The sequence below is a fragment of the Mesorhizobium sp. WSM3626 genome (assembly GCF_000513935.1).
Taxonomy (GTDB): Bacteria; Pseudomonadota; Alphaproteobacteria; order Rhizobiales; family Rhizobiaceae; genus Mesorhizobium; species Mesorhizobium salmacidum.
In genome coordinates this window covers 104,879-122,277 of record NZ_AZUY01000016.1, presented here as the reverse complement: position 1 = coordinate 122,277, position 17,399 = coordinate 104,879, and the positions used below count along the sequence as shown (strand labels likewise).

The window sequence follows — 17,399 nt, the reverse complement described above, 5'->3', positions numbered from 1 at the left end:
CTTCAGCCGCAAGAACCAGCGATAGGCTACGTTGACCTCGATCTCGCGCACCAACTGCCGTTCCGAGCGAACCCCGAACAGGTAGCCGATGAACAGCGCCTTGAACATCAAGGTCGGATCGAGCGGCGGCCGGCCATTGTCGGCGCAGTACAGCGGCGCCGTCAGCTCGTGGATAAAGGAAAAGTCGATCACGCGGTCGATCTTGCGCAACAGATGATCAGCCGGAACAAGCTGATCCAACGTCACCATCTCGAGCGCGGTCTGTTCAGGGGCGGGTCGCTTCAACATGACCCAGTGAATCAAAAACCCCCGGCAAAAGCCAGGGTTTGTCAGCAGTCTGAAGAGAGCGGCGGGTAAGCCCGCCGCTCTCTTTTGTATATCACCACGGCGGGTTAGTTGTTGCCGAAGAGGTTGCGGTCTGCGCCCTGAGGGGCGGACTTCTGTACGTCGCCCGACGAATTGAGCAGCTTGTAGACAGGCGATTCGCTCTTGCGGATCGAGCCCGTATGCGAGGTGTCGACGTTGACGGTCGCCTGCTTGTTGATGTCGGTGCCGCCAACGTTGTCGTTGCCGGCATAGGCGCTGCCAGCGGCAATCAGAAGAGCGGCGGCGGTAAGAACAATCTTTTTCATTTTGGTACTCCGATTTTTTCGAATTCAAGGAGCGGGCTGAGCACGCCGTCCTTGCTTGAAGAGATGTTAGTTGTTGCCGAACAGGTTGCGATCGGCGCCGTGCTGGACGGGCTCCTGGCTGGCAGGAGCCGACTTGTCGACCGACGCGGTGGACGCAGTGTACGAGTTGTCCACCGCGGCGGCAGGCTGGTTGGCACCGTTGGAGCCATAGTTGTCGCTGGCAAAAGCGCTGCCGGAAATGGCCAGAACGGCGGCGGCGGCAATAAGGATCTTGTTCATTTTAGATACTCCTGAATTTCTTGAATTCCGCCGGATCGGCGGGCAAGCCCGCCAATCCGTGGGGACAGGCTGTTAGCGGCCGAAGAGGTTGCGATCGCTGCCCTGAGCAGGCGTCTGAGCAACAGGCTCCGACGTCTTGGTGGAGGTGGAAGCGGTGTACGAACTGTCCACCGCGGCAGCAGGCTGGTTGGCGCCGTTCGAACCGTAATTGTCGCTACCAGCGAAGGCGCTGCCGGAAACAACCAGAAGGGCGGCGGCAGTGAGAATGATCTTTTTCATTTTTTGGTACTCCAGTATTTTTCCGTCCGTCTAGCGGCGTGTCTTGGGATTAAATCGCGTCGTTCGGACAGCCCCGATGTGGGAGAGCACCCTTGCCGTTTCCAATCACGAAGTTGTTCAGCGTGGACCATGACTCCACCACTTGAAATTGTACCAGCGCTTTCCACATCTCTTATTTTCTCTTGTGATATCAGTTGGTTACCTTAAAACAGCATCCTGATCACCAACTGTGTCGGAGGCTCGGCGTTCACAGCGTCTTGCACGCACCGTCAACAGAAACGAACCGTTCGGTTCGATTTTAGACTCCTCTAATAGTCACTTTTTGAAACTGTTAACCCATTTGCTGCCGGCAAAGGGGTCGAAGACGGTGCCGGCGCGGCTTGGCGACAGAAGGCGATTCCAACGGCTACAAGCCTGTCATGACGATCCAGCATGCGTGTCGCGCCGCATGGATGCGATGTCGCTTTCGTGCCGATGTCGCAAAGCCTGTCGTGGTTAGATCAGGCATCTCAGGTGCCGCTGCGTGACGACGGAGCGGAGAATTGGGAAGCCGGTCAGATTCCGGCGCTGCCCCCGCAACGGTGGTGGAGTTCAAGTCGCAACGGGAGACCACTGGGCTAAAGCCTGGGAAGGTGTCGCGATGGTCCGCAAGGACAACTCCAGAGCCCGGAAACCAGCCCGAGATCGCTAGAACTCGACTGATCGCGGTGGGCGGTCAAGAGGCGGATGGTGTTCGTCCGGTTTTTCGCCGATCTGCGCCCAGTCCTTCCTCAATCACCACCAGTTCAGTCCTTGAAACTGAGGACAGGACATGGACGCGCGCAACGACATGCTGAGGCTCTTGAACAGCCGCAGACAAGGCTTTTCGCTGGAACAGCCCTTTTACACCGACCCGGACTACTTCAAGCTGGACATGGAGTTGATCTGGTATCGCGACTGGCTGTTCATCGGCCATGATTGCGAATTGCCCAAGCCGGGCAGCTTCATCACCGTGCAGATCGGCGATTATCCGGTCGTGCTGGTGCGCGATCAGCAGGGCAAGATCAACGCCTTCCACAATTCCTGCCGCCATCGCGGCAGCCGCGTCTGCAATTCCGACAAGGGCACGGCCGCCAAGCTGGTCTGTCCCTATCACCAATGGACCTACGAGCTCGACGGCCGGCTGCTGTTCGCCCGCCAGATGGCCGATGGGTTCGACAAGAGCCAGTTCGGGCTGAAGCCGGTCGCCTGCGAAAGCGTCGCCGGCTATGTCTTCATCTGCCTGGCCAAGGAGCCAGCCGACTTCGCGCCGATGCGGGCGATGATCGAGCCTTACCTTTTGCCGCACCGGCTGGGTGAGGCAAAAGTCGCCTTCGAGAGCACCATCATCGAGAAGGGCAACTGGAAGCTGGTCTGGGAAAACAACCGCGAATGCTATCATTGCGCCGGCAACCATCCCGAACTCTGCAAGACCTTCCCGGAAGCACCGACGGTGACCGGCGTGCAAGGCGCCGACAGCGATCCGGAGATGCTGGCGCACTGGGCGAAATGCGAAGCGGCCGGCCTACCGAGCAAGTTCCGCATCGATCCGGCCGGCCAGTATCGCGCGACCCGCGCGCCGCTGCTGCGCGATGCCGTCAGCTACACGATGACAGGAAAGCGCGCGGTCGAGAGGAACCTTTCCGACAGCGTTTCAACCGACCGCATCGGTTCGTTGCTGCTTTACCACTATCCGACGACCTGGAATCACATCCTGGGCGACCACGCCGTCACCTTCCGGGTGCTGCCGATCAGCGCCACGGAAACGGCGGTGACGACCAAATGGCTGGTGCATAAGGATGCGGTCGAGGGCGTCGATTACGATCTCGCGGAACTCACCCATGTCTGGACCGAGACCAACGACCAGGATCGCCGCATCGTCGAGGAAAACGCCTTCGGCATCCTGTCGCCGGCCTACGAGCCAGGCCCCTATTCGGAGCTGCATGAGGGCGGCGTGATCCAGTTCGTCGAGTGGTACGCGTCCTTCATCGGGCCACGGCTTGCCGAAGGCGGCCGGCCGGCCCTGCGCAGCGTTGCCTAGGCATATCGCTAAAGGCGGCGGTTTTGGGCATGCGCGGAACAAAAGGGACAAGAGGATGAATGCGATGACGGATCTCGGCCTCTATCGCCATCTCGACCAGATGGCGCCATGGAACGACAGGCTGCAGGTGCTGGAAGTGACCGGCGTCACCGACGAGGCGCCCGACGTGAAGACCTTCACCTTCCGGTCCGACAACCAGACCTGGTTCCGCTACAAGCCGGGCCAGTTCGTGACGCTGGAATTGCCGACACCGGACGGGCCGCTGATGCGCACCTACACGCTGTCATCGTCACCGTCGCGGCCATTCTCGATCGCGGTGACGGTGAAGGCGCAGGTGGGCAGCATCGGCACACGCTGGATGTTCGATCACCTGGCGCCCGGCTCGCACGTCAAGGCCTATGGACCAGGCGGCGACTTTTCACTGCACAGCCATCCGGCGGCGAAATATCTGTTCATCTCGGCCGGTTCCGGCGTGACGCCGATGATGTCGATGCTGCGCTGGCTGAACGACTGCGCGCCATGGACCGATGTCGGCTTCGTCAACTGCGCGCGGCGCCCGGAAGAGATCATCTTCCGCAAGGAGCTGGAGCTGCTCGGCGGCCACATGCCGGGCCTGTCGCTCGGCTTCATGATCGAGGAACGGTCGAGCCGCGAGGGCTGGTATGGCCATATGGGCCGCATCGACGCTATCCGGCTGCCGCTGCTGGCGCCTGATTTCCGCGAACGCGAAATCTTCTGCTGCGGCCCCGATCCCTTCATGCGCGCCGTGCGCGGCATGCTCGAAGCCGCCGGCTTCGACATGGCAAAATACCATCAGGAGAGCTTTGCCGCGCCGACCGTTGAGGAAATCCCGGTGCCATTCGCGGCGCCGGCGCAGGACGGTGTGGCTGTCCCCGTCGAAGCCGCAACGCCGATCCGCTTCGCGCTTTCGGACGTCGACGCCGACTGTGTCGCCGGCCAGACCGTGCTGCAGACGGCGCGTGCTTCGGGCGTGCGGATACCGGCGGCCTGCGAATTCGGCCTGTGCGGAACCTGCAAGGTGAAGAAAGTCTCCGGCAGCGTCGAGATGAGCCACAATGGCGGCATCCTCGATCACGAGATCGATGATGGCTTCATCCTGGCCTGCTGTTCAAAGCCACTGTCGGCACTGGAAATCGAGGCTTGATCCGCCCGGCCTTCGACTGATCCGGGAATGGTCCGCGCCTTGCCGGCGATGGTTACCTTGCCAAGGAAGACCCGAAAGTTTACAGCCGTTGTCGGTGGGATGATCAGACGACGGTCGCCTTTCCAGCTGGTCTCGGCGGCCTTTTCGCCGCTGCGCTGAGACAGCAGCGGCATCTGTTCGCTATGGCTATGATGTCTGGCGCGCCTGCAGCCGGTTCCCGCGTTCGCGGACCCTGATCCCGGCAAGCATCCAGGCCTATAGCGACGCGCCGTGCAATCTGTGGCGGTCAAGTGGCGTTCAACCGCCAGGTTAGAACGCCCTTAACTGCTGGCTGCTAGAAACTCACCGATACTGGTTATTCCGGTGATGAAAGCCATTTACATGAATGCGCCGCTCGTTGCTCAGGGCAAGCTGGCAAGCTTGAAATCCAGCAAGGCTGTATTTCGACTTGTCGGGCCAGCTGTCGCAACGCTGTTGATCGCCATTTATGCGGTCGTCGTCTCGCTCTTCGTGGTGCCGAGCAATGTCGACGTGTCCTGGCTGCTGACGGTTGGCGACCGTGTCCTCAACGGCGAACGCCTTTACGTCGACATCGCCGAGGGCAATCCACCTTTTTCAACCTGGCTCTATCTGCCTTTCCTCGCCATGGAACGCCTGACCGGGCTGTCGGCGGAATTTTGGGTGAGTGTGGGCGTGGCGGCACTCGCGGCTGCTTCCGTCTGCTTTTCGGCTCGCATTCTTGCACGGACCGACGAGGTTCTGAAGCGGTGCGTCTGGATCATTCCGGCGGCGGTGTTTGTCGTGCTGTTCCTGTTTCCGCCGGATTTCGGCCAGCGCGAGCAGATTGCCGTGATCGCCTTGCTGCCGTGGCTGGCGTTGCTTTCGGCACGTGATCGAACGGCGGATTTTCGTGCCGGCAGCATCGCCGAGCGGATCGTTGCCGGTATCGGCGCCGGTATCTTCGTGATGATCAAACCACCCTACAGCGTGCTGGCTCTGGCGCTGCCGGCCCTTGTGATTGCGGTCCAGCGACGCTCGCTGCGTCCGCTTTTTACGACGGAGAGTGTGGTCGGTGGTATTCTGACCGTTGGCTATCTGATCGCACTCGCTGTTTTCATGCAGCCTTTCTTCGCCGAGGTGCTGCCCTTGTTGCGTCAAGTCTATTTGCCGATGCGGATGCCGGTCATGGACATGTTGATGCTATGGCCTATCCCTATGTTCGCGGCCATGGCAGGGGCCACACTGGTGATGGCTTATCCCGGTCGGCCCCATCGCGATGCGCAAATACTGCTTTTGGCTGGAGCGGCCTATGTCCCCGCCTTCGTCATCATGGGCAAGGGGTGGACGTATCAGGCGCTGCCGTTCCTGACAGTCGGGGTCCTGGCATTGATGCTGCAGTCTATCAGGTTGAAACCATTGCGAAGCCTGCCCCTGCCGGCGATGTTTGGGGCCGCGCTTGGGCTGTTTTCGATCGTGAAATTGGTCGTGGCGCAACAAGGTCTGGCATTCACTCAGCCACGCGGCGGTCTCGACGCCGCGGCGGTCGCCGTCAGCCGCGTAATCGACCATCCAACCTTCATGTCGATCGGCTCGCGGCTGCAGGCCGGCAATCCGCTCGCCCGGATGACTGGCGCCCGTGTCGTGGCACGCAACCCCTCCGCCTGGATGGTCAGTGATGCCGAGATCCTCATCCGGTTGGTGCAGGACCCTGCCCAACGGCTGGATCTGGAGACCTTGCTCCAGCAATATACCGCGGCGATCGCCGGCGAACTTGCCGCGAAACGGCCCGACATCGTGGTCGACGACGGGACGGCGGAGCCCCGTGCGCCAATACCTTTGAGGGACAACATCGCAATCGCCAAGAGCTTGGCGGATTACCGCCCACTGCTTCAGAACGGGTCGGTGACCCTGCTCATCCGCGCCGACGTCAAAGCTCGCCAATAGGTATCGCAGTTGAGCGTCCTACGTCGGCATGTCGATGCCTGGCGTGCCGCCAACCGTGGGCCCGCGCTCGCGGGCCATTATGTCGGCAAGCATCCATGCCGACAAGAACAGCGGTACCAGCACGCCGATGCCAAGCCCGGCATTGTTCACCAGATGCGCGATAGTCGGGTATAGCCAGATCAGCGCCAGAAAAACCCTCGGCATGGCGTTGCGCGTCGAGAACAGATAGGCGACGGCAACGGCTAGGCCGATGGTATCGTAGCTGTAGCCGTAAGGCGTCGCCAGCGTTGCCAGCACGGCGGTGAGCACGACCCGTTCGCGATGCTCGACCCGCCGCGATGGCAACCAGATCCAGATCGCCGTTGCGATCGCCGCGACCGTCGCAATGGCTTGCAGCGCATAGGCCGCGGTCAGTCCCAGACCGGACGCACGAGCCAGGAAGAACATGGTCGCCGCATTCGACTGATAGGGCTGCGGGTAGGGAGCCTCGAGAATCGCCGTCATCAGGGGACGGGTCTCGGTCCAGAACAGCGTCCAGACCTCGGAGCCCAGCAGCAGGCCGGTCAGGACGAAGAGGGCCGACGACGACAGCGCGGCGGCGACAATGGCGCGCCAGTTGCCGTTCGCCAGCAAGCAGAACGGCACCAGTATGCCGAGATGCGGTTTTACCGTCAGCAGGCCGAAGAGCAGCCCTGCCAGGACCGGCCGCTTCGGCACCGCCGCCAATCCGCCGATGAGCAAGGCCGTCGTCAGGGCGCCGTTCTGGCCGAAGGCCGCGTTGATCAGCACGGCCGGACAAAAGAGGACGGCTGCTTCGGCAGCCTTGCCCAGTTGCAGCGGCCGGAGGGCCAGCCAGAGACAAAAGACCGTGCCCAAGGTCCAGACGAGATAGGCGGGAAATATCGGCAGCAGCGCAAGCGGCGCGCCGAAAATCAGGATGCTGGGCGGGTAGCTCCACTCCTGGTTGGGAAGGTCTGGCGAAAACATCCGCCGCAGAGTTGCGCGATAGCTGTCCACATCGAACAGGAACGCGACATGCCCGTCGAGCGCCATGCGTCCGCCCGCCCACAGGTTTGTGAAGTCCCAATAGGGCATTCCGTGGCTGACCACGGACAAGCCGCGCTCGTCGGATGTCCACAATCCCAGGTGATAACGCAGCCCGATCAGGATTCCGGTGCACAGCACAAGTGCCGCGAAACGGATATCGGATCGAAAGGGGGCAGTCTGGTTGACTGGTGCCATTGCGCTGTTTTCCAAGACCCTGGCAGTCTTGATAGGGGGCGCGCGTTAAGATCGGCTTATTTGGAGGTCTCGTCGGGCTTCGTCACCCGCCGCAGCGTCAGATTGATCCTGCCGCCGTTTTTGAGCAGCGCCGAGGTCGAAGGGTAGATGCGGTCGACGCCATGGAAGGCAAGGCGACCCTCGCCGCCAAGCACGACGACATCGCCGCTTTTCAGCCTGAACGATTTGGTAGCGCCATCGCGCGTTGTCTGGCCGACCCTGAACAGGCAATCGTCACCCAGCGAGACAGAGACGACGGGTGCCGAGAAATCGGCCTCGTCGCGATCCTGATGCAGGCCCATCTTCGCATCAGGCGTGTAGAAATTGACCAGGCAGGCCTCCGGCGGATTGGGATAACCCGACACTTGCCGCCACAGGTCGAGCAGGCTGTCGGGGATAGGCGGCCAAGGCTCTCCGGTCAGCGGATGCGTCGGCTGGTAGCGATAGCCGCGTTCCTTGTCGGTGACCCAGCCGAGCGGACCGCAATTGGTCATGCGCACGCTCATCTCCTTGCCGGTCCGCGGCATGGCCGGCACGAACAGCGGCGCTTGCTGGACGATGCTCCTCACCTCCTCGACCAGCACCTCCTGGACGGCGCGGGACAGATGGGCCGGCATGTGGCGTACGCCCTTGGGCAGAACGAGCATGGATTTGGCTCATGTGAATGGTTCGGAGCCCAGCATGCCACCAGCGGACGAAAACGGCGACCCGAAAGCCGTCGTGGTTTTTGCCAGATGCCGCGCGCCGAATTCGTCTTTCCATTCGCCAATGGCGGTTGACGAATAAAGACGAAGCGCCGCTGGTAATGCAACGCCGCGCGACCTTTCGGACGCACGGCGCACTGATTTGTGCCCTGTGGCTCAGCCAAGCTCGGGAATACGCAGGACCTGGCCCGGATAGATCTTGTCGGGATGGGTCAGCATCGGCTGGTTGGCCTCGAAGATGACCGTGTTCTTGGCGCCCTGGCCCTTGCCATAGCTCTTTTCGGCGATCTTCCAGAGATTGTCGCCTTTCTGGACGGTGTAGAAGGTCGGCTCCTTGGTAGGGGCCGCCTGCCGGAAGCCGGCGCGACCTGCAACTCGTCAGCCTGCACCTTGGAGACGCCCAGCGTGTTGCCGACGGCAATGACCGCCTTTTCGAAGATCGACTGGTCCTTGACCACCCCCTTCAGCACCGCCGTATCGCCCTGGACGACGACCTGCACGCCATCGGTACCGAGCTTGTGTGAATCGAGCTCTTTCTTGAGCGTGTCGGCGGTAGGTGCGGCTTCCTCGTCGCCGCCGATGCCGAGCTTCTTGCCGACGCTCTTGACGAAATCGAACATACCCATCTCTAGGTCTCCCTCGCTGTGGCAATGGGGAAACCTCGCATCTGCGGTGCGAAATGGGAAGCCGCTTTGTACACGCGCCTGGTGTGGTGCTTAATCGTTCTCCACCGGGCCGCGCAGCTTCTTGATCGTGCCGCGTCCCGCCTTGCTCTTCAGCCGTCGCTCAACCGCGCCTTTCGACGGCCGTGTCTTCTTGCGCGGCGGCGGCGGTGGTTCGGCGGCCTTGGCGACCAGTGCCGTGAGCCTCGCCCGCGCATCGGCGCGGTTCTGTTCCTGGGTTCGGAAGCGCCCGGCTTCGATGACGATGACACCGTCCTTGGTGGCGCGCTGGCCGGCAAGTTTTATGGTCCGCTCGCGCACGCGCTCCGACAGGCCCTCCGCGTTCCGCGCGTCGAAGCGAAGCTGCACCGCCGTCGCCACCTTGTTGACGTTCTGGCCGCCGGGACCGGACGAGCGGATGAAATCCTCGTGCAGGTCGCCCGGGTGGATCACGGCTTCGCCCGATATGATGATGTCGTCGTCGATCGGCATGCCGCAGTCATGGCGCGGCGGACCGAAAAAGAAAAGGCCCGATCGAAAGCCCAGCCCCTAACTCAAATATGACGATCCTGATCACGATGCCCAGGCGACTTCGCCAAGATGGCGACGGACCCATTTCGTCTCTTCCGACGCCGTGCGCCCGAAATACCGTTTGAAGTCGCGGCTGAATTGAGACGGGCTCGCGTAGCCCACCGAAGCCGCGACCTCTGCGATCGTCTTGTTCTGGCGTGCAATCATCAGTCGTGCTTCGTGGAGCCGTACCGCTTTCACGTACAGCATTGGACTGTTGCCGGTCAGGTTCTTGAAATGGACATGGTAGGAAGGAACGCTCATGCCCACGTCTTTTGCCAGATCGCCGATCGAAATTTCAGAACTGTAGTTCTGCCGCAACCAGGCCAGGCTCTGGATGATCCTTCCGGACGTGCCTTTCTGCTGCAGTGCCGCGATCATGGCACCGCCCTGCGGGCCGACCAGCACCCTGTAATGCAGTTCGCGCAGAATGCCGTCACCAAGGACGAGAGCTTCAACGGGGCTGCGAAGCGCCACAAGGAGGCGCAGCAGGACATCCTCCATTTCGGGGCCCATCTTGCTTGACACGAGACCTCGCGGTCTGCCGCTCGCCGGTTGAGCATGCATCTGCGCTTGCATGGCGAGCTCGGCTGCCATCTGCATATCGAACTCAACATAGACCGCAAGCAATGGTCGCTCCGGACTGGCCGTCGATTTCATGCGGAATGGAACGGGCACCGAAACCGCCAGATAATGTTCCTCGTCGTAGAGGTAGATTTCCCTTTCGAGGATACCCTGCTTGCTCCCCTGTAATACGAACACCGCGCCTGGCTTATAGAGGACCGGGACGTCGTGAAGCACGGCTTCCGTCCGGAGTATGCGGACGCGGTTGAACGCGGTCGGATTGTAGCCGTGACGAGGGGCGAGAGCTCCGGCCAACTCGGCCAGCTCGTCTCGCCTGGATCGTTCGTGTTTGGTGGGAATAGGATTTGGCAACAAATTCAGAGAATCCGCGATCGAAACGCTGGGTTCCTCATAATATTTGTCAATCCATCACCAATCAAGGAAAGCTTGCGGATCATGTCACAGAAAACCTTCTTTATCACCGGCGCGAATTCCGGCTTCGGCTTGGCCATAGCTTCTGCGGCTATCCAGATCGGCCATAAGGTGATTGGCGCGGTTCGCTCGGAGACATCACGCGCAGCGCTCGCCGACGTTCTCCCCGCAGTTCGACCGGTACTGTGCGACGTAACGGAATTCGACATCATACCCGACGTCGTCGGGCAGGCGGAGAACGAACATGGACCGGTTGACGTGCTGATCAACAATGCCGGCTACGGCCACGAGGGAGTGCTTGAAGAGTCGCCGATCGAAGAGATGCGGCGTCAGTTCGACGTGAATGTCTTCGGCGCTGTCGCCGTCGCCAAGGCTTTCCTCCCCCGGTTTCGCGAGCGACGTCGTGGATTCATCGTCAATGTCACGTCGATGGGCGGCATGATTACCATGCCGGGCATCGCTTACTATTGCGGCAGCAAGTTTGCGCTCCAAGGCATATCGGAAGTGATGCGTTCGGAAATGGCCCCGTTCGGCGTCCGCGTGAGCGCGGTCTGCCCCGGATCCTTCCGGACGGATTGGGCTGGACGCTCAATGGTCCGCACAGAGAGATCAATCACCGACTATGACGCACTTTTTGATCCGATACGTGAGGCGCGACAGGTAAAGAGCGGCAAGCAGCTCGGTGACCCCGACAAACTGGCAGCCGCCGTTCTAAGCCTGGTCGAATCCAGTGACCCGCCGCCGCAGCTTCTGCTTGGCAGCGATGCCCTCAAGCTCGTGTCGGACAGAATCGAACGTCTCCAGCAGGAAATCGAGGTGTGGAAATCCGTCACCGTCTCGACCGACGGCTGACGGCATGCGGTCCGACATCGATGTTCTGCCCGGCGCCTATTCGGCGGCTTCCTGCATGCGGGGCGCCGCGCCCATGACGGTTGCATCGACATGGCTTTCGAATTTCTCGAAGTTGACGGCGAACATGCCGACCAGCCTTGCCGCCTGCCGGTCGTAGGCAGCCTTGTCGATCCAGGTGGAGCGCGGATCGAGAATGGCGCTGTCGACACCAGGCACCGCCACCGGCACCTCGAAGCCGAAGTTGGCATCCGTGCGGAACGCGCCTGCCTTCAGCGAGCTGTCGAGGGCGGCGGCGAGCAGCGCGCGCGTCGCCTTGATCGGCATGCGCTTGCCGGTGCCGTGGGCGCCGCCGGTCCAGCCGGTGTTGACCAGCCAGCAATCGGCGCCATGGCGCGCGATCAGTTCGCGCAGCAGATTGCCGTATTCCGAGGGATGGCGCGGCATGAACGGCGCGCCGAAACAGGTCGAGAAGGTCGCTTCGGGCTCGGTCACGCCCTTTTCGGTGCCGGCCACCTTGGCCGTGTAGCCGGAGAGGAAATGATACATCGCCTGCGCCGGCGTCAGCCGCGCGATCGGCGGCATCACACCGAAAGCGTCGGCGGTCAGCATGATGATGTTCTTCGGGTGATTGGCGCGCCCGGTCTTCGAGGCATTGGGGATGAAGTCGAGCGGATAGGCGCAGCGTGTGTTTTCGGTGAGCCGGCCGTCATTGAAGTCCGGCACGGCGTCGGCGTCGAGCACGACGTTTTCCAGCACCGTGCCGAAGCGCTGCGTGGTGGCGAAGATCTCCGGCTCGGCTTCCGCCGACAGCTTGATGGTCTTGGCGTAGCAGCCGCCTTCGAAATTGAAGATACCATGCGGACCCCAGCCATGTTCGTCGTCGCCGATCAAAGTGCGCGACGGATCGGCCGACAGCGTGGTCTTGCCGGTGCCCGACAGGCCGAAGAAGATGGCGGCATCACCGGCCGGTCCCTCATTGGCCGAGCAGTGCATCGGCATCACGGCCTTCTCCGGCAGGAGGTAGTTGAGCATGGTGAACACCGACTTCTTCATCTCGCCGGCGTAGGAGGTGCCGCCGATCAGCACGATCTTGCGCGTCAGGTCGACGGCAATCACGGTTTCGGTGCGGCTGCCGTGACGGGCGGGATCAGCGCGGAAGGACGGCAGGTCGATGATGGTCATCCCGGGCACGAACTGTTCGAGTTCGGCCGCGTCGGGACGGATGAGCAGGTTGCGGATGAACAGCGAGTGCCAGGCAAATTCGGTGATCACCCTGGTGCGCAGGTTGAGCTCGGCGTCGGCACCGCCGACCAGATCCTGCACGTAAAGGTCCTTGTCCGCGGCATGGGCCTGGAAATCGGCGAGCAAAACGTCGAATTGGGCCGGCGAGATCGCCTTGTTGTTGTCCCACCAGACTCGCGGTTCGGTGGCGCCGTCGCGAACGACGAACTTGTCCTTGGGAGAGCGACCGGTGTGCTGGCCGGTCTCGGCGACAAGCGCGCCATGCGCGGTCAGCCGGGCTTCACCGCGCCGGATCGATTCCTCATAGAGGGCGGCCGCGCCGAGATTGTAGCGCACCATGCCGGAAGTTTTCAGACCGATACGATCGATCGTGCAGGCAGGATTGCGTTTGCCGAATTCCGACATTTGGTGACCCTTCTCAAGATTTGCCGCATCTTTGCCGGCATATTTCCGGCACACCTACTAAGCAGGCTAGATGGTCAGAACCAGAAAAGGCAAATGATATCAAATATTTAATCGATTTAAATATTTTGAAAGTTGTTTAAATCGTTTATATATGCAAAAAGTTCGGTGGTTGCCCAAAGGATTGGCGGTGCTCGTTCGTCCAATCCGTGTCGAGGTAGAATTGTGGCCGCCGGCACGCCGCTCGTGACAGCGGACTAGGCCTATGCCACATTTTGTACCTAATTTGTCCTGCAAAAGCCCCTTCTCTTACGACAGAAGGGACAGCTCATGAGGGAGCCGCTTGAAATGGCAACAATCGCGCTTGTCGATGACGACCGCAACATTCTGACGTCGGTGTCGATCGCCCTCGAATCCGAGGGATATCGTGTCGAGACCTATACGGATGGTGCGTCCGCGCTGGAAGGCCTGGCGGCCCGGCCGCCGAATCTCGCCATCCTCGACATCAAGATGCCGCGCATGGACGGCATGGAGCTTCTGCGCCGGATGCGCCAGAAATCCGACCTGCCGGTGATCTTCCTGACCTCCAAGGACGACGAGATCGATGAATTGTTCGGTCTCAAGATGGGCGCCGACGACTTCATCCGCAAACCGTTCTCGCAGCGCCTGCTTGTCGAGCGGGTGCGCGCCGTATTGCGGCGGGCCAGCGCCCGCGAGGCCGCGGCAAAAGCGCCGAGCCAGCAGGCCCGCTCGCTCGAGCGCGGCCAGCTCGTCATGGACCAGGAGCGCCATACCTGCACCTGGAAGGGCGAACCGGTGACGCTCACCGTCACCGAGTTCCTGATCCTGCACTCGCTGGCGCAACGTCCCGGTGTGGTAAAAAGCCGTGATGCGCTGATGGATTCGGCCTATGATGAGCAGGTCTATGTCGATGACCGCACGATCGACAGCCACATCAAGCGGCTGCGCAAGAAATTCAAGGCTGTCGACGACGACTTCGAGATGATCGAAACCCTTTACGGAGTCGGATATCGGTTCCGCGAAGCGTAATTTGATGTATGTCGAGCAAAAGCGGCCCCCGGCTTGGGGCTGCGACATATTTCAAACCTGGGACTAGCGGGAGCTGCTATTCGATGGCAGTGGAAGCACAACGAAGCAGGCCGACGGGCGCCGCCAGGCGGCCGTCGCGCATCATGCCTTCCTTCGTGTCGAAAATCACGGTGCCGATGCGCCGGTTCCTCGGCCACCACATCTTTTCCAGCCTGACGCGGCGCATCCTCTTCCTCAACCTTGCCGGCCTGGCGGTGCTCGTCACCGGCATCCTCTACCTCAACACCTTCCGCGACGGGCTGATCGACGCGCGCGTCGAAAGCCTGATGACGCAAGGCGAGATCATCGCCGGGGCGATCGCGGCGTCGGCGACGGTCGAGACGGATTCGATCAGCATCGACCCGGAAAAGCTGCTCGAGCTACAGGCTGGCGAAAGTCTGGGGCCTGGCTCGGACCAGCTCGACAACCTCGATTTTCCGATCAATCCCGAGCGCGTGGCGCCGGTGCTGCGGCGACTGATCTCGCCGACCCGCACCCGCGCCCGCATCTATGACCGCGACGCCAACCTGCTGCTCGATTCGCGCCATCTCTATTCGCGCGGCCAGATCCTGCGCTATGACCTGCCGCCGGTGGACGAGGAAGAGCCGGACCTTGTCGAGCGCATCCAGAAGTTCATCTTCGACTTCTTCCGCAACACCGACCTGCCGGTCTATCACGAGCAGCCGGGCGGCAATGGCGCTGCCTTCCCGGAAGTGGTGAAGGCGCTGACCGGCAGTCCGTCGACCATCGTGCGCGTCTCGGAACAGGGCGAGCAGATCGTCTCGGTGGCGGTGCCGATCCAGCGTTTTCGCGCCGTTCTCGGTGTGCTGATGCTGTCGACCGAAGGCGGCGATATCGACAAGATCGTCGCGGCGGAACGCAAGGCGATCCTGCGCGTCTTCGGCATCGCGGCGCTGGTCACGGCCATCCTGTCGATGCTTTTGGCCTCCACCATCGCCAACCCGCTGCGCCGGCTGTCCGCCGCTGCCGTGCGGGTCAGGCGCGGCGTCAAGAGCCGCGAGGAAATCCCCGACTTTTCCGACCGCCAGGACGAGATCGGCAATCTGTCGATCGCCGTACGCGACATGACCAACGCGCTCTATGCGCGCATCGAGGCGATCGAGAGTTTCGCCGCCGACGTTTCGCATGAGCTGAAGAACCCGCTGACGTCGTTGCGCAGCGCCGTCGAAACATTGCCCCTGGCGAAAAACGACACCTCACGCGCGCGTCTGATGGAGATCATCCAGCATGACGTCAAACGGCTGGACCGTCTCATCACCGACATTTCTGATGCCTCCCGCCTCGACGCCGAACTGGCGCGCGAGGACGCGGGAACCGTCGACCTGAAGAAATTCGTTACCGACCTCGTCGCTGTTTCGCGTGAAACGACGCGCAACAAGAAGGCGGTCGAGATCGAGCTCAAGGTTGCCAAGCTGCCGCAGGGCGCCAAGGGCTATGTCGTCGTCGGCCATGATCTGCGCATCGGCCAGGTCATCACCAACCTGATCGAGAACGCCCGCTCCTTCGTGCCGGAGGACCATGGCNACATCAGCCTGTCGCTGGCGCGCGCCGGCAAGTTCAACATCCTGACCGTCGACGACAATGGTCCCGGCATCCGCGCCGACAACATCGACCGCATCTTCGAACGCTTCTACACCGACCGGCCCGCCGGCGAGGCGTTCGGCCAGAACTCGGGCCTTGGCCTGTCGATCTCCAGGCAGATCGTCGAGGCCCATGGCGGTACGCTGACCGCCGAAAACATTCCCGGCACCAAGCCCGGCGAGATCAAGGGCGCGCGCTTCGTCGTGACGCTGCCGGCCGAGGGATGACCGCCGATCGTTATGGATTGCGCCGTGCGGCCTGAGAACATTCATGCGACGGCACTGCTGATGGGCGAGCGCGGCATTCTCATCACCGGCTCACCCGGGTCGGGCAAGACAACGCTGGCACTGACGCTGATCGACCATTGCCTGCAACGCGGATTGTTCTCGCGGCTCGTCGGCGACGATCAGCTCTTCGTCGAAGCCCATGCAGGGCGGCTGGTATGCCGTGCGCCCGCCACCATCGAGGGCCTGGCCGAGGTTCCACGGCTTGGGCCACGACCCCTGCCATTCGAGCCGGCCTGCGTCGTCGACCTGCATGTGCGGCTGCTGCCGGCCGTCGAAATCGCACGCTTCCAGGAGGACGCCAGCGACGAGATCGCCGGCTGCGCGGTGGCGCGCATCGATCTGACCGAACGAAATGTCGCCGCCGCCTTGGCCGCCGTGATGGCGCGGCTGTCAATCGCGCCTTTTCTATGATCCGCCCTGCGTTTTTTGCTGCAATGCGTCAAAATGGCATGGGCCGGCGCAATTTTGGGCTTGTCAACGGGCCTCGCGTCGACAAGATAGCGCTCCCGCCGCCTGGATTGGCTGGCGAGCATAAAATGCGCCTGTGAAGCGGCGATGACGGGAGCCACCAAAGAATGATCGGACTCGTGCTTGTAACGCACGGTCAACTGGCCACCGAGTTCAGACATGCCGTCGAACATGTCGTCGGGCCACAAGACAATTTCGAAACCGTGGCGATCGGTGCCGACGACGATATGGAGCAGCGTCGCCGCGACATCGTCGATGCGGTCGCCCGTGTCGATACGGGGGCAGGTGTGATCGTGTTGACCGACATGTTCGGCGGCACGCCATCCAACCTTGCAATCTCGGTGATGGAGTCCGGCCGCACCGAAGTGATCGCCGGAATGAACCTGCCGATGCTGATCAAGCTGTCGTCGATCCGCAAGGGCGATAACATGGCGGCAGCGCTCGACGAAGCGCAGGCCGCGGGCCGCAAATACATCAACGTCGCCAGCCAGCTTTTGAGCAGCAAATGAGCACGCTGTCGCCTGACAAGGACCAGATCGTCCGGGAGTTTCCGATCGTCAACCAGCGCGGGCTGCATGCGCGCGCTTCGGCGAAATTCGTCCAGCTTGCCAGCGGCTTCAACGCTTCAGTCCATGTCGAGAAGGATGGCGTCAAGGTCGGCGGCACCTCGATCATGGGCCTGATGATGCTGGCCGCCAGCCCGGGATACTCGATCCGCGTCACCGCCAGCGGCCCCGAGGCGCTCGAGGTCATGGATGCGCTGGAGCAGCTTGTCGCCTCCCGTTTTGGCGAGGAGTGCTGACCCCTAAGTTCGGTCTCCGGGACATGCACGAATAAAGATTTCTTTATGTCCCATTGTCGTCTGAGGCCTGATCTGCTAGTCAGG

Annotated in this window: 18 protein-coding genes, 1 pseudogene and 1 riboswitch; of the genes and pseudogenes, 9 read left to right on the top strand and 10 right to left on the bottom strand. The window is 61.8% G+C overall.

Annotation, left to right across the window (positions count from 1 at the left end):
• The 4 genes from M653_RS0113940 to M653_RS0113925 all read right to left on the bottom strand — a co-directional run.
• On the bottom strand, positions 1-288 hold a 288-nt coding region (locus tag M653_RS0113940), incomplete at its 3' end, for an IS5/IS1182 family transposase (protein WP_027143900.1).
• Between the two features lie 104 nt (positions 289-392).
• Positions 393-632: a DUF680 domain-containing protein gene (locus M653_RS0113935; protein ID WP_027143899.1), complete on the bottom strand. Its 240-nt coding sequence runs from the start codon at positions 630-632 to the stop codon at positions 393-395.
• A 66-nt stretch (positions 633-698) separates the two neighbouring features.
• Positions 699-911: a DUF680 domain-containing protein gene (locus tag M653_RS0113930; protein ID WP_027143898.1), complete on the bottom strand. Its 213-nt coding sequence runs from the start codon at positions 909-911 to the stop codon at positions 699-701.
• 72 nt (positions 912-983) lie between these two features.
• Complete coding sequence (locus M653_RS0113925; RefSeq protein ID WP_027143897.1) at positions 984-1,190, bottom strand: DUF680 domain-containing protein; 207 nt, start codon at positions 1,188-1,190, stop codon at positions 984-986.
• A gap of 494 nt (positions 1,191-1,684) precedes the next feature.
• Positions 1,685-1,887, top strand: a riboswitch (cobalamin riboswitch).
• 114 nt (positions 1,888-2,001) lie between these two features.
• Between M653_RS0113925 and M653_RS0113920 the strand changes: the two genes are divergently transcribed.
• From M653_RS0113920 to M653_RS0113910, 3 genes are all read left to right on the top strand, one after another.
• Positions 2,002-3,249 carry an aromatic ring-hydroxylating dioxygenase subunit alpha gene (locus M653_RS0113920; RefSeq protein WP_027143896.1) on the top strand — a complete coding sequence of 416 codons (1,248 nt, stop codon included), beginning with the start codon at positions 2,002-2,004 and terminating at the stop codon, positions 3,247-3,249.
• Between the two features lie 64 nt (positions 3,250-3,313).
• A complete protein-coding gene (locus tag M653_RS0113915) occupies positions 3,314-4,414 on the top strand; it encodes a hybrid-cluster NAD(P)-dependent oxidoreductase (protein WP_027143895.1) in 1,101 nt (366 codons plus the stop codon).
• A 645-nt stretch (positions 4,415-5,059) separates the two neighbouring features.
• The gene (locus M653_RS0113910) at positions 5,060-6,358 is read left to right on the top strand and encodes a hypothetical protein (RefSeq protein WP_156938195.1); all 1,299 of its coding nucleotides are present in this window, start codon (positions 5,060-5,062) and stop codon (positions 6,356-6,358) included.
• A gap of 18 nt (positions 6,359-6,376) precedes the next feature.
• Here M653_RS0113910 and M653_RS01000000132530 read toward each other — a convergent pair whose 3' ends face one another.
• The 5 genes and pseudogenes from M653_RS01000000132530 to M653_RS0113880 all read right to left on the bottom strand — a co-directional run bounded on the left by M653_RS01000000132530 (position 6,377) and on the right by M653_RS0113880 (position 10,514).
• The gene (locus M653_RS01000000132530) at positions 6,377-7,600 is read right to left on the bottom strand and encodes a glycosyltransferase family 87 protein (RefSeq protein WP_084636674.1); all 1,224 of its coding nucleotides are present in this window, start codon (positions 7,598-7,600) and stop codon (positions 6,377-6,379) included.
• A 56-nt stretch (positions 7,601-7,656) separates the two neighbouring features.
• Positions 7,657-8,286, bottom strand: a complete 630-nt coding sequence (locus tag M653_RS0113900) for an alpha-ketoglutarate-dependent dioxygenase AlkB (protein WP_027143893.1) — start codon at positions 8,284-8,286, stop codon at positions 7,657-7,659.
• A gap of 213 nt (positions 8,287-8,499) precedes the next feature.
• A pseudogene (gene lysM / locus M653_RS1000000134405) lies at positions 8,500-8,969 on the bottom strand (peptidoglycan-binding protein LysM).
• Positions 8,970-9,059: 90 nt separating this feature from the next.
• Positions 9,060-9,497 carry an alternative ribosome rescue aminoacyl-tRNA hydrolase ArfB gene (gene arfB / locus M653_RS0113885; RefSeq protein WP_027143892.1) on the bottom strand — a complete coding sequence of 146 codons (438 nt, stop codon included), beginning with the start codon at positions 9,495-9,497 and terminating at the stop codon, positions 9,060-9,062.
• 81 nt (positions 9,498-9,578) lie between these two features.
• On the bottom strand, positions 9,579-10,514 hold the full coding sequence (locus M653_RS0113880; protein ID WP_027143891.1) for an AraC family transcriptional regulator: 936 nt from the start codon (positions 10,512-10,514) through the stop codon (positions 9,579-9,581).
• Positions 10,515-10,595: 81 nt separating this feature from the next.
• Here M653_RS0113880 and M653_RS0113875 point away from each other — a divergent pair, with 81 nt between their 5' ends.
• On the top strand, positions 10,596-11,423 hold the full coding sequence (locus M653_RS0113875) for an oxidoreductase (RefSeq protein WP_027143890.1): 828 nt from the start codon (positions 10,596-10,598) through the stop codon (positions 11,421-11,423).
• Between the two features lie 36 nt (positions 11,424-11,459).
• Here M653_RS0113875 and M653_RS0113870 read toward each other — a convergent pair whose 3' ends face one another.
• On the bottom strand, positions 11,460-13,070 hold the full coding sequence (locus tag M653_RS0113870) for a phosphoenolpyruvate carboxykinase (protein ID WP_027143889.1): 1,611 nt from the start codon (positions 13,068-13,070) through the stop codon (positions 11,460-11,462).
• A gap of 345 nt (positions 13,071-13,415) precedes the next feature.
• Here M653_RS0113870 and M653_RS0113865 point away from each other — a divergent pair, with 345 nt between their 5' ends.
• The 5 genes from M653_RS0113865 to M653_RS0113845 all read left to right on the top strand — a co-directional run bounded on the left by M653_RS0113865 (position 13,416) and on the right by M653_RS0113845 (position 17,315).
• Positions 13,416-14,117 (top strand): response regulator transcription factor, encoded by a 702-nt coding sequence (locus tag M653_RS0113865; RefSeq protein ID WP_010912942.1) that lies wholly within the window; start codon positions 13,416-13,418, stop codon positions 14,115-14,117.
• Between the two features lie 83 nt (positions 14,118-14,200).
• Positions 14,201-15,985: a sensor histidine kinase gene (locus M653_RS0113860; RefSeq protein ID WP_027143888.1), complete on the top strand. Its 1,785-nt coding sequence runs from the start codon at positions 14,201-14,203 to the stop codon at positions 15,983-15,985.
• A 12-nt stretch (positions 15,986-15,997) separates the two neighbouring features.
• A complete protein-coding gene (locus tag M653_RS0113855; protein ID WP_032935302.1) occupies positions 15,998-16,456 on the top strand; it encodes a serine kinase in 459 nt (152 codons plus the stop codon).
• A gap of 164 nt (positions 16,457-16,620) precedes the next feature.
• A complete protein-coding gene (locus M653_RS0113850; protein ID WP_010912939.1) occupies positions 16,621-17,022 on the top strand; it encodes a PTS sugar transporter subunit IIA in 402 nt (133 codons plus the stop codon).
• Positions 17,019-17,315, top strand: coding sequence for an HPr family phosphocarrier protein (locus tag M653_RS0113845; RefSeq protein WP_015314359.1), 297 nt, complete (start codon positions 17,019-17,021; stop codon positions 17,313-17,315). Before M653_RS0113850 ends, M653_RS0113845 begins: the two co-directional genes overlap by 4 nt.
• Positions 17,316-17,399 lie beyond the last annotated feature (84 nt).

Bases quoted from the DNA above. Each gene is read 5' to 3' on its own strand.
- M653_RS0113925 (WP_027143897.1), bottom strand. From the start codon at position 1,190: ATGAAAAAGATCATTCTCACTGCCGCCGCCCTTCTGGTTGTTTCCGGC.
- M653_RS01000000132530 (WP_084636674.1), bottom strand. From the start codon at position 7,600: ATGGCACCAGTCAACCAGACTGCCCCCTTTCGATCCGATATCCGTTTC.
- M653_RS0113845 (WP_015314359.1), top strand. From the start codon at position 17,019: ATGAGCACGCTGTCGCCTGACAAGGACCAGATCGTCCGGGAGTTTCCG.
- M653_RS0113865 (WP_010912942.1), top strand. From the start codon at position 13,416: ATGGCAACAATCGCGCTTGTCGATGACGACCGCAACATTCTGACGTCG.
- M653_RS0113870 (WP_027143889.1), bottom strand. From the start codon at position 13,070: ATGTCGGAATTCGGCAAACGCAATCCTGCCTGCACGATCGATCGTATC.
- M653_RS0113915 (WP_027143895.1), top strand. From the start codon at position 3,314: ATGACGGATCTCGGCCTCTATCGCCATCTCGACCAGATGGCGCCATGG.
- M653_RS0113920 (WP_027143896.1), top strand. From the start codon at position 2,002: ATGGACGCGCGCAACGACATGCTGAGGCTCTTGAACAGCCGCAGACAA.
- arfB (WP_027143892.1), bottom strand. From the start codon at position 9,497: ATGCCGATCGACGACGACATCATCATATCGGGCGAAGCCGTGATCCAC.
- M653_RS0113935 (WP_027143899.1), bottom strand. From the start codon at position 632: ATGAAAAAGATTGTTCTTACCGCCGCCGCTCTTCTGATTGCCGCTGGC.
- M653_RS0113930 (WP_027143898.1), bottom strand. From the start codon at position 911: ATGAACAAGATCCTTATTGCCGCCGCCGCCGTTCTGGCCATTTCCGGC.
- M653_RS0113875 (WP_027143890.1), top strand. From the start codon at position 10,596: ATGTCACAGAAAACCTTCTTTATCACCGGCGCGAATTCCGGCTTCGGC.
- M653_RS0113900 (WP_027143893.1), bottom strand. From the start codon at position 8,286: ATGCTCGTTCTGCCCAAGGGCGTACGCCACATGCCGGCCCATCTGTCC.
- M653_RS0113855 (WP_032935302.1), top strand. From the start codon at position 15,998: ATGGATTGCGCCGTGCGGCCTGAGAACATTCATGCGACGGCACTGCTG.
- M653_RS0113850 (WP_010912939.1), top strand. From the start codon at position 16,621: ATGATCGGACTCGTGCTTGTAACGCACGGTCAACTGGCCACCGAGTTC.
- M653_RS0113910 (WP_156938195.1), top strand. From the start codon at position 5,060: ATGGAACGCCTGACCGGGCTGTCGGCGGAATTTTGGGTGAGTGTGGGC.